At 36.3% G+C, this 7,607-nt stretch carries 7 protein-coding genes; 4 read left to right on the forward strand and 3 right to left on the reverse strand.

Annotated features, from left to right (window positions below):
- The 3 genes from F6K13_RS10020 to F6K13_RS10030 all read right to left on the reverse strand — a co-directional run.
- Positions 1 to 198, reverse strand: a 198-nt coding sequence (locus F6K13_RS10020) for an alr0857 family protein (RefSeq protein WP_353735651.1), incomplete at its 3' end; no start/stop codon positions are given.
- Between the two features lie 565 nt (positions 199 to 763).
- Positions 764 to 1,270 (reverse strand): HNH endonuclease, encoded by a 507-nt coding sequence (locus F6K13_RS10025; RefSeq protein WP_338043174.1) that lies wholly within the window; start codon positions 1,268 to 1,270, stop codon positions 764 to 766.
- 318 nt (positions 1,271 to 1,588) lie between these two features.
- Positions 1,589 to 1,840 (reverse strand): hypothetical protein, encoded by a 252-nt coding sequence (locus F6K13_RS10030; RefSeq protein WP_124144709.1) that lies wholly within the window; start codon positions 1,838 to 1,840, stop codon positions 1,589 to 1,591.
- 98 nt (positions 1,841 to 1,938) lie between these two features.
- Between F6K13_RS10030 and F6K13_RS10035 the strand changes: the two genes are divergently transcribed.
- From F6K13_RS10035 to F6K13_RS10050, 4 genes are all read left to right on the forward strand, one after another.
- On the forward strand, positions 1,939 to 2,274 hold the full coding sequence (locus tag F6K13_RS10035; RefSeq protein ID WP_124144708.1) for a ribbon-helix-helix domain-containing protein: 336 nt from the start codon (positions 1,939 to 1,941) through the stop codon (positions 2,272 to 2,274).
- Positions 2,275 to 3,423: 1,149 nt separating this feature from the next.
- Complete coding sequence (locus F6K13_RS10040; protein WP_124144707.1) at positions 3,424 to 4,365, forward strand: DUF3768 domain-containing protein; 942 nt, start codon at positions 3,424 to 3,426, stop codon at positions 4,363 to 4,365.
- A 439-nt stretch (positions 4,366 to 4,804) separates the two neighbouring features.
- Positions 4,805 to 5,911, forward strand: a complete 1,107-nt coding sequence (locus F6K13_RS10045; RefSeq protein ID WP_124144706.1) for an aldo/keto reductase — start codon at positions 4,805 to 4,807, stop codon at positions 5,909 to 5,911.
- 648 nt (positions 5,912 to 6,559) lie between these two features.
- Positions 6,560 to 7,138, forward strand: coding sequence for a TetR/AcrR family transcriptional regulator (locus F6K13_RS10050; RefSeq protein WP_124144705.1), 579 nt, complete (start codon positions 6,560 to 6,562; stop codon positions 7,136 to 7,138).
- The last annotated feature ends 469 nt before the right edge of the window (positions 7,139 to 7,607 follow it).

A 7,607-nucleotide genomic window follows, 5' to 3' on the forward strand; every position in this document is an offset into this window, starting at 1 on the left:
TTCCTTTTGCATAGCCATCTCCAACATCGACAACTCAGGTAAATTTACAGGTAGCAAAAAAGCTGCAGAACTTGGTTCAACTACAATTTTTTGACCAACTCGCATAGCCAAGATTACCCGCAGTGCTATCAACTGTTCGGGAGATTGAGCCAAACGCTCCATATAAAAGCCAGATTCAGTATAAGTTAACTTTAGCATTCCCGGTGGTCTCTCCTTTTTTAATTGGAAGAGCTTCGGATGTTATTGAGTAATTACAGCAGTTTTCTAGTGCATGAGGTACAAAGTTTTATTGCTCTAGGCAACAAGCAACAGGCAACAGGCAACAGGGAATATAGGAATAAATAAATCTTATAACTGTACCTCACTACCCTCAAAAGTACTGTAATCTATAACTCAAAACTCAAAACTCTTTGCAGTTATTGAAATTAGTTTTGTTAGGAACATCTGGCGCAAATACCGTTTCACGGAAGTTAAAAGTCAAAAGTCAAAATACCGTTTCACGGAAGTCAAAAGTCAAAAGTCAAAAGTTAGATTTTATAGACTCCAAACTTTGCTGCCACAGTAATTTCAGGAAATTATTTCACTTATGTAATTTGAAACTATTTTTGACATCTTTAAAGTGAAAGTGAACTGATATAGGATATTATTTTGACTATTTTCTGCTCAAAATAACGACATCAAAATTTAGCTCTAGTTACTTCCTAGAACTAACGAAACTTATAGACAACTTTTTAGGTCTGCTTCAGTAAAAAAATAAGAGCTTCTAAACCTCGTGTTGTCGTTCGCGCCAGAACTGTTCAGCAAATGCAATAGTCGGATGTATTGGTGTTTTCGGTTGGTGTGATAATTTCATCCCTGCTTCAGCAGGAGTACGATTACCTTTCATTGCATTGCACCTTTCGCAAGCCGTAACTACATTATCCCAACTATGTTTACCACCCCTAGACCGAGGAATAACATGATCTAAGGTGAGACGTTTAGTAGCCCCGCAATATTGGCAACGATGATGATCCCTCTTTAACACTTCCCTGCGGTTGACTGGAGGAACTTTCCACACCCGTTCTTGGGAGGCCATCGTTAGGCGAATTTGTTCCGGCACATATAAGACCAAACTAGGAGAACGCACAGCCCAGCCACTACCATTATCAAAATTTAGAGGTTCAGCTTTGCCAGTCACCAGCAGAGCGATCGCCCGCTTGATATTTACGCGGGTCATGGGTAAGTAGTTCTGAGAAAATACGACTACAGATTGGTTTAATACTTGAGTCATGCTGGTCACTGCTTTACCTCCTAAATTTAAAATTTTAGATTTTTTATAGCAACTGGTTTTTCAATTAATTAGCTATTAGCACTTCAGCACTTCAGTACTTCAGCCTAAAAATTTGTGAATATAATTAGGTATCTGTTTACGGAGCAGTCTGCGCCAAGCTGACCGCTGATTGCTGAACTACTGAAATGCTTAATGCTTTTTAATTGTCCGAATTCAAAAATTAATTTTATTTTTATATTTCCCGGTCCTATTTAAAACTAACAACCCCTGCTTCTACTTATTCGGAAGCGGGGGCTAGAAAAAAGATTTTTATACCTTTTAGTCTGACTTATGTACAGATTTTTTTGGTCTGTACCTCCCGCTTCTGAGAAATTGATTTGACCTAATGTTTGGCCCTTCAATCTGAAAAATATGATTAAATTTTTCGAGTAGCTCCAAACCTCCATAATCAATGCCAAAGTCATTTCCATTACATAATATTTCTCCCAACATCAGCCATGAAATAGTCCTACAACCTTCAAATAGGTTGTTTTCTGACAGAGGGATGGCTTGAATAAATGAATAGTTCACAGGAAGGCTCTCAAAAAGTTGGGTTTCAAATCTAACCTTTTTTATACTACACTAATATTACAGAGATGTCTACCTAAAAATTAAGGAGAAAAAAAATCATGTACACAATTCCTAGAACTTCAACTACTGATATGGAAGTTACTAGCATCCGTTTGGAAAGGGAGTTAAAGGATAGGTTGAAAAGACTGGCTAATAATAAGGGCTATCAAGCTTTGATTCGAGATATCCTCTGGAACTATGTCCAGCAAAAGTCTGGAGATTATCGGCCACAGTTTTCCCATTCGGATATTCGAGCTAGTCTTCCTGCAACGGCCCAACAGGAGGAACGATGTGTGCTTACTGGCAAAGTGATACGAGCAAATGAATCGATGTTATTAGGACTTACGAATAATGGTGATATGGTGCCCCTCAGTATAGATAGTATGGATGATTAACTAAATTTTATATTGGTGATGGGCGATGGGCAATTGAGAAGTATAAAAGATGACGATGCCCAAATTTATTTATTTGTCTGTTTGCCCATCACCTCTGTAAGTTGGGAGTGGGGAAGTAGGGGAGTAGGGGAGTGAGGGAGTGAGGGAGTAGGGGAGTGAGGAGAAAGATAGGGAGTAGGGAGTAGGGAGTAGGGAGTAGGGAGAAAGAATTAATTTGTCAATAGCTACAATTACTCAAGTACTTATCACGAATTATTTAGGATTGCTAGATCGCCAATCTATTAAGAAGTAAGCATTTCCTGCGGACTGCTGCGCAAACAGCTATTAGCTGTCAGCTTTCAGCAATGAGATCCCAATCTTAAAGAGGGAGTAGAAATTAATATAGACTTTAAAGTCAGCTTTTGTAGTCAGATTTAATTCTGACTTAATTAATAAAGCTTTGATCTAAAACTAAAAAATAGCTGATAGCTGATAGCTGATAGCTGATAGCTTACATTAAGAAAATATAGATTTTTTTTGAAACATTACTTACTTATCCCAGTAAGTTTTTGGCTAAAGATAATTGCCAAAAACTTTTTTATCTTAGTTTATCAAAAATTATATATCAAACAAATAAGTTAAAAATAGTTATATGCAAATAATCATAAAATCAATTAATAAATACCATGATTTATAAATGATTAAATGAAATTGTAGTTATAAGTTTTAGCTATGTATAAAAATATCAAGTTTTAAGTTGTGTTACTGACCTAAATCAACCAAATAAATTTGAACCCATATTTTTCCAAAATTTTCATATTTTTCATCTACCATCGACTGTGTAATACTTAATACCTACACTAAGAGAAAATTTTACTACTTCAACTAAGTTCATCAACAGGAACTTCTGGCCAAAACACTCAACATAGAGTCAGGTAGAAAACTGGTCATCATAAAATCTAGTAGCCAAAATCAACTGAAATCTTAATTAATTTTTTTACTTTCTTCTTTCTTCTGTAGTTAAGCTATTATAAAATTTAAGAAGTAAATTGCTATTCTATAGTTTATTTCAAGTGCCAATCAAAGTCGAAAAATTAAGGCACAGTTAATGTTAACTATAAAAATATGGAAGCTTAAAAAAATCTTTAAAATCAAACTATTATAGAAAAAATGAGCAGAAATAAACAACTCTTAAATCAACGTAAACAATGCCATGAATCTCAACCAGATGATTTTTTGAAGATATTTAGTCAGTCTCCAGTAGGTACGTCAACTTGGAATTGGATTTTAACTAGTTCTCGTTCTGGAACAAATCAAATTTTTTTACCTCTGTCTACAGGAAAAGGGTTAACAACAGATTATGAACCATTATTTTTATTAAAAGTGTCTCCTGGGAAAAGTTGGAGTTTAGAAAGTTCTGTAAAGGTTACTGCTAAAGCAGGAGTTTTCATCACAAAAGTAGGTTCTGTATTTGTTGCACCACTATATGTACTTTTCAGGTTATCTGGAAATGATTATATTTATCACATCTGGATTAATCATTATGGTGGAGATATTTTACCTTCTCCTCTATATAAACTGCAAAAAATGCCATATTTAACTCTACTGTTAATAGAAGATAAACCTCAGCCCGAAAGAGCCATAAAAATTGAGAATCAAATAAATTGGTCAAGTTTAATAACAAAAATTGAATCAGTTTCATGTTGGGATAGAAGTGTCTTTGAGAAATTCAATTCTTTAGTATATTCTGCTCAAGAATTGTGGAATAGAACTACAGAAGAACAAGTTAAAAAAACAACAATAGCTAAGTTAAACGATCGCTTTAGAAATGGGGATAAAAGTTTAGGAGATTACAAAATGAGTAGGCAAGTATTAGCATTACCCAGAAAAAAGCAAAAACAACTATTTAAAGAAATTCAAGATTTTTCTAATTTTACGTCAGAAAACGATCCTAAAGGTGAACATAATGGGGGTAAAGTTATCATGGATGATGTAGAATACGTTTGGAAAATTGACTATCTAGATACAAGTATGATTATGCTGTCAGATGCACCAGAAGATATCAATAAAACTACCAGAGTATTATTGGTAATACGAGCTGATGAATATTAGACATCTCTAGAAAAGAGGGAGTAGGCAGTAGGCAGTAGGCAGTAGGCAGTAGGGAGAAATAATTGATAATTTCTGTGTGATAATTGATTTGATTTTTGATTTTTGGAGATGTCTATTAGACATCAGTCAGAAGTCATAAGTCAGGAGGGAAGAAAGAATAAGAAATGAGGAATAGAAGGAGAAAGTTTTTTTGTTTAGCTGGCGCACAACGCACGTTAGACACACTTGGTAGCGAACTCGGTGTGAGGCAACAGTGGGAAATATTTTTCCCTGTCTCAGGTTCATTATTCAGTTTATTTCCTCACCAATTATTTCCCGTGCCATCAATAAATTTAGGGGCTTATTTTTGCGTTTAATTGATGGATAACATAGATTTTTTAATAAATGCAAAACAGTATTCAAGATATTAATAACTGAAAAAAAATCAAGGAATAAAATAGTGATTTCAGGAAAAGCAACAATAGCAGCAACTAAGTCTTATGCTCAACTCCATCAAACAGAATGTCCTCAAAAACACTTCCGAGAAATTAATAGCTTAATAATGAGTTCAATAGGTATCGGCACATATCTTGGAACATCAGATGCCACAACAGATAATTTAGTCACAGAAGCAATTATTAAATCGGTAGAAAGCGGAATAAATTTAATAGATACTGCTATTAATTATCGGTCTCAACATGGAGAAATGAGTGTTAAAGCAGCTCTTGTTCATTTAATAGAATCACAAACAGTATCGAGAGCAGAATTAATTATTTGTTCCAAGGGCGGTTTTATTCCTAACCGAGAAAGAGAAAAATGGTTTAAACAAGAGTATGTAGATAACTCCAAATTTAATGTTCAAATGACAGATATGGTGGCAGGAATTCACTGTATGCACCCAGAATATATTCAAGACCAACTAGAGCGCAGCTTAATAAACTTGGGAGTGGAAACCATTGATATTTATTATTTACATAATCCAGAAACTCAACTGGGAATTATTCCTCCGGATGAATTTTATCGTCGTCTGAAAGCTGTTTTTGCAGTGTTAGAAAAAGCTGCTGATGCTGGCAAAATAACTGCTTATGGAATAGCTACTTGGCAAGGTTTTCGAGTGCCACCAACAGATGCAAAACACATAGACTTAGCTAAAGCAAAATCTATTGCGCAAGAAGTAGCAGGTGGAAAAAGCGATCGCTTTCAATTTATTCAACTGCCAGTAAATTTGACAATGCCAGAAGCATTTATCACTCCTACTCAACCTGTAGACGGCAAAATTTTACCTGCCATTACCGCAGCAAACCAATTGGGTATTAATGCGATCGCTAGTGCGTCCATCGCCCAAGCTAAAAACCTCATGCAACTTCCCCAAAACATTATTCATTACCTTGGCGAAAATCTGAAAACAGATGCAGTACGCGCTCTCCAATTTACTCGCAGTGTGCCTGGTTTATCTTCGGCCTTAGTTGGCATGAAATCTCCTAACCATGTAGCAGAAAATCTGGCTTTAACTAGCATTCCTCCATTAGATGCTGAGGACTTTGCCCAGTTAGGAGTAAGGGAGTAAGGGAGTGGGGGCAGGGCTGTTTTAAAGTATTGTATATTAAAGATGCGCGGGAGAACAGGAGATTATGGGATAGTGGAACCTTCAAGAATTTAGAATTTAGAATTTAGAATTACCTCTTCTTTTCAAGGAGAGGATTGACGAACAGGAAAATTTTCATTTATTATCCCCGATCAAGGGGAGGCTTTAAACCAAAATATTTCGGTAAAATTTGCCAAAATTTGCTGATTTTTGAGCCAATAAGCGTCTTTAAGCTCTGAGAGAATATTTGGTTCAACGCCGCTTAAAAGCCTCCATCCCCGTGTCTGGTGTGTCTCCGCGTCCCCGTGTCTATCGAGAATGAAACAGCCCTGCTGGGGGAGTGGGGGGAGATGGGGAGATGAGGTACACCTCGAAGCGAGCAAGATGCTCGCACTAGGAACATTTAATTTTTCATATCTGTACTTCCTTCATATACTTGGAATGTGCTTTATATCATGTCCGGATAATTAGTAGACATCTTATTCGTAACATTCTTTTTTCAAAATGGTATAATTCTAAATTCTAAATTCTAAATTCTAAATTCTAAATTCTAAATTCTAAATTATTAATACTTGACTAATCATTCCAGAATTGCTATCTTAAAAATATGAGCAGTTAAAATCAAAGGTAATGGGCAGGCAGAAAGAGTTCAATAGGGATGAAGTATTAATGAAGGCAATGCAAACCTTCTGGTGTTATGGCTATGAGGGGACTTCCATACAAACCTTAGTTGATAAGATGGGTATCAACCGAGGCAGTCTTTATGATACTTTTGGCGATAAGCAATCTCTGTTTCAAGAAGCGATCGCCTATTACGACTCTAGACTTGTAGCACCTATGATTACTAAGCTAGAGGCCTATGATGCTTCTAAACAAACCATTGTAGATATCTTTTATGGTATGATTGATTCTGCAGTAACAGATGAAGATCATAAAGGCTGCTTAATTACAAACACTGCTGTTGAACTTGGTGGCAATAACCCAGACAGTGCTAAACAAATTGCTGCCAAGATCCAACAGATTGAAAATGCACTTACAAAAGCTTTAACTACAGCTCAAGAGAAAGGTGAAATTAGTCAGAAACATAACTGCACTACCGTAGCCAGATTTCTTACTTGTTGCTTACAAGGTTTACGGGTAATTTCTAAAGTTAATCCTGACCGAAAAGCATTACAAGATATAGCTAGAATGGCTCTTTCTGTTTTATAACAGGCAACAGGCAACAGGCAACAGCTCATCTGGGGGAAAACATTTCCCTGTCTGAGGTTCATTATCACTCTATATCCTAAGTAACTTGTTCGTTGCTATAGATTAATTTACCGACTTTTAATTTTTTGGCATTGGTGATTTGAGGTATGATATCATGTCCGGGTAAGAGGTCGATAGAACTCCTTTCTGCGCTCCGTGTTAAAGTTTGCGCCCTTCATTCCGATAGGATGCGTTGTGCGCCAGCAAACAAAAAACTTTCTCCTTCTATTCCTCTTTCTTCTTTCTTTCCTCCTGACTCCTGATTCCTGTACCTCGCCAATCCGACGGCTCCCCTTACCTGACGTAAGGATTCAGGTATAATGGCGATCGCAGTGTGAATTCTCAGAAGAAAAATTCAAGACTCACGGTTCCCTTGACAAAAAAACAAACCTTGGTAAAGTAAAAGCATGAGTCAATCACAGCGCCCAGT

The sequence above is a fragment of the Okeania sp. SIO2B9 genome, assembly GCF_010672505.1.
In the GTDB taxonomy this organism is placed as follows: domain Bacteria; phylum Cyanobacteriota; class Cyanobacteriia; order Cyanobacteriales; family Microcoleaceae; genus Okeania; species Okeania hirsuta.

Excerpts from the sequence above, each read along its gene's own strand:
- F6K13_RS10025 (WP_338043174.1), bottom strand. The coding sequence starts at position 1,270 with ATGACTCAAGTATTAAACCAATCTGTAGTCGTATTTTCTCAGAACTAC.
- F6K13_RS10035 (WP_124144708.1), top strand. The coding sequence starts at position 1,939 with ATGTACACAATTCCTAGAACTTCAACTACTGATATGGAAGTTACTAGC.
- F6K13_RS10040 (WP_124144707.1), top strand. The coding sequence starts at position 3,424 with ATGAGCAGAAATAAACAACTCTTAAATCAACGTAAACAATGCCATGAA.
- F6K13_RS10050 (WP_124144705.1), top strand. The coding sequence starts at position 6,560 with ATGGGCAGGCAGAAAGAGTTCAATAGGGATGAAGTATTAATGAAGGCA.